Here is a 3,471-nt window from a genome sequence, read left to right on the forward strand (position 1 = left end):
TGGGCTGGGATCTGCGGCAGGCGCAGACCGTCAGCGCCCGCACGGGCGGCGTGATCGACCGGCTGTTCGTCCGCGCGCCGTACCAGCCGGTGAAGGCCGGCCAGCCTCTCGCTGCACTGATCTCGCCGCAGTGGAACGCGGCCGCGCAGGAATATCTGGCACTGGCCGGCGCAACCTCCGCCGATGCCCGCGCATTGCGCGATGCCGCCCGCACGCGGCTGCGCGCGCTGGGCATGGACGACCGGCAGATCCGTTCGCTGCACGGCCACGCGCTCCGGGTGGTGATCCGCGCGCCGATCGACGGCGTAGTGAGTGCGCTCGATGTGCGCGAGGGGCAGCAGGTCGCCAGCGGCATGCCATTGATGACCATCAACGGCCTCGACACGGTGTGGCTGGAGGCGGCGCTGCCGCAGTCGCAGGGCGCGGGCATCGCCGCCGGCACGCCGGTGCGGGCGCGGGTCAGCGCACTGCCCGGCACCACCCTCCGGGGTCGGGTCGAATCGCTGCTGCCGCAGGTGGATCGGAGCACGCGCACGCAACGCGCCCGCATCGTGCTGGACAATCCCGGTCACCGGCTGGCGCCGGGCATGTTCGCCGAGGTGAGTTTCCGCGGACCGGCCGACAGCGCCATCCACCCGCTGGTCCCGGACCAGGCGTTGATCGATACCGGCACCGGTACGCGGGTCATCGTCGCCGACGGCAAGGGCCGCTTCCACCCGGTCGCGGTCCGCCCCGGACGCTCGGCCGGCGGCATGACCGAGATACTCGCCGGCCTGCAGGGCGGCGAGCGGGTGGTGGTTTCCGGCCAGTTCCTGATCGACTCGGAGGCCAGCCTGTCCGGTGCGCTGCAGCGGATGGACGCGAGCGCCATGCCCGGGACGCCCCGGCCAGCCCCGGCGGCGTCCTCGACCGCGCCGGCCGAGGTGATGGAAGTGCGTCCCGGCGCGGATGCCGAACCGCCGCGGGCGAGGCCCGGGAACGATGCGTCCGGGCAGATGGATGGCAGGTCGATCATGAAGGGCACGTCCGCCCGGCCAGACGCCATGCCGGACATGGCCATGCCGGCGAGCAGCGCCCGCGCGCCGGAGCACGCGCGATGATCGCGCGGCTGATCCACTGGTCCATCGCCCACCGCGTCGTGGTGCTGCTGGGCGCGCTCGTGCTGGCCATCGCCGGCGTGCTGGCGGTGCGCAGCACGCCGCTGGACGCCCTGCCCGACCTCTCCGACACCCAGGTGATCATCCGCACCTCCTGGCCGGGGCAGTCGCCGCAAGTGGTCGAGGACCAGATCACCTATCCGCTGGTCGCCACCATGCTGTCGGTGCCGGGGGCGAAGGTGGTGCGCGGCTACTCGTTCTTCGGCGACTCCTACGTCTACATCCTGTTCGACGATGCCACCGACCTGTACTGGGCGCGCTCGCGGGTGCTGGAGTACCTCAGCCAGGCGCGCAGCCAGCTGCCGGACGGCGTAGATCCCACGCTGGGGCCGGATGCCACCGGGCTGGGCTGGATCTACGAGTACGCGCTGGTCGACCGCAGCGGCCGGCACGACCTCGGCCAGCTGCGCGCGCTGCAGGACTGGTTCGTGCGCTACCAGCTCAAGACCGTGCCGGATGTCGCCGAAGTGGCCAGCCTCGGCGGGATGGTGCGGGCGTGGCAGATCGTGCCCGATCCGGCCGCGCTGGCCGCGCGCGGCCTCACCGTGGCGCAACTGGTGGCGGCGGTGCAGGCAGCCAACGGGGCCGACGGCGGCTCGGTGATCGAGCAGGGCGAGGCCGAGCTGATGGTGCGCAGCGAGGGCTACCTCACGACCCGCGCCGAGTTCGAGCGGATTCCGCTCGGCACCGGCGCCGACGGCGTGCCGGTGCTGCTGCGCGACGTGGCCACGGTGCGCCGCGGACCGACGTTCCGCCGCGGCATCACCGAACTCGACGGTCAGGGCGAGGTGGCCGGCGGCGTGGTACTGCTGCGCAGCGGCAAGAATGCCCGCGCGGCGATCGTTGCGGTCAAGCGCCGCCTGGGCGAGATCCGGCGCAGCCTGCCACCGGGCGTGAAGATCGTGCCGACCTACGACCGCTCGCGACTGATCGACGCGGCGGTGGACAACGTGCGCGGCAAGCTGCTGGAGGAGTTCGTGGTGGTGGCGCTGGTCTGCGCGCTGTTCCTGGGCCACCTGCGTTCGGCGCTGGTGGCGGTGGTGACGCTGCCGCTGGGCGTGCTGGCGGCCTTCATCGTGATGCAGCTGCAGGGTGTGTCGGCCAACCTGATGTCGCTCGGCGGCATCGCCATCGCCATCGGCGCCATGGTCGACGCGGCCATCGTGATGATCGAGAACGCGCACAAACATCTGGAGCACTGGCGTGCCGCGCATGGCGGCGAGGACCCGCGCGGTGCCCTGCGCTGGAGCTTGATCGGCGAGGCGGCGGCCGAGGTCGGGCCGGCGCTGTTCGTGAGCCTGCTGATCATCGCGCTCTCGTTCGTGCCGGTGTTCGCGCTGCAGGGCCAGGAGGGCAAGCTGTTCAAGCCGCTGGCGTTCACCAAGACCTACGCGATGGCCGCTGCGGCCGGTCTGGCGGTGACCCTGGTGCCGGTGCTGATGGGTTACCTGGTGCGCGGGCGCATCCGCGCCGAGCACGACCATCCGCTCAACCGCATGCTGATGCGCGCCTACCGTCCGATCCTGGACGCGGTGCTGCGCTTCCCCCGGGCGACGCTGCTGATCGCCGCGCTGGTCATGCTCAGCGCGATCGTGCCGATCCGCCAGCTCGGCAGCGAATTCATGCCGGCCATGGACGAAGGCACGCTGCTGTACATGCCCACCGCGCTGCCCGGCCTGTCCGCCGGCAAGGCCGCGCAACTGCTGCAGCTGACCGACCGCATGATCAAGACCGTGCCCGAGGTGGCGCACGTGTTCGGCAAGGCCGGGCGTGCCGACAGCGCCACCGATCCCGCGCCGCTGGAGATGTTCGAGACCACCATCACCTTCAAGCCGAAGGCGCAGTGGCGGCCGGGCATGACCATGGACAAGCTCAAGGCCGAGCTGGATCGCGCAGTGAAGGTGCCCGGACTGAGCAACCTGTTCGTGCCGCCGATCCGCAACCGCATCGACATGCTTTCCACCGGCATCAAGAGCCCGATCGGCATCAAGGTGCTCGGCAACGACCTGGACACGCTGCAGGCCGTCGCCGATCGCGTCGAGGCGGTGGCGGCCAAGGTACCCGGGGTCGCCTCGGCGATCGCCGAGCGCCCCGCCAGCGGTCGCTATGTGGATGTCCACGTCAGGCCGGACGCCGCCGCCCGCTACGGCCTGACCCAGCGCGACGTGCAGCGGCTGATCGCCACCGTGGTCGGCGGCGCGCCGATCGGACAGACGGTGCAGGGCCGCGAGCGCTTTCCGATCGTGCTGCGTTATCCGCGCGCGGAGCGCGACTCGCTGGCGGCGATCAGGCAGTTGCCGATCGTGGCTCCCGG

Annotated in this window: 2 protein-coding genes; both read left to right on the forward strand. The window is 71.7% G+C overall.

Translation table 11 applies throughout. From position 1 onward, the window contains the following. On the forward strand, positions 1-1,100 hold a 1,100-nt coding region (locus tag ACO2Q2_RS17345; protein WP_423257499.1), incomplete at its 5' end, for an efflux RND transporter periplasmic adaptor subunit. Continuing rightward, on the forward strand, positions 1,097-3,471 hold a 2,375-nt coding region (locus tag ACO2Q2_RS17350), incomplete at its 3' end, for an efflux RND transporter permease subunit (protein WP_423257500.1). The genes ACO2Q2_RS17345 and ACO2Q2_RS17350, both read left to right, overlap by 4 nt.

The organism is Dyella sp. KRB-257 (assembly GCF_049445995.1).
In the GTDB taxonomy this organism is placed as follows: Bacteria; Pseudomonadota; Gammaproteobacteria; order Xanthomonadales; family Rhodanobacteraceae; genus Dyella_A.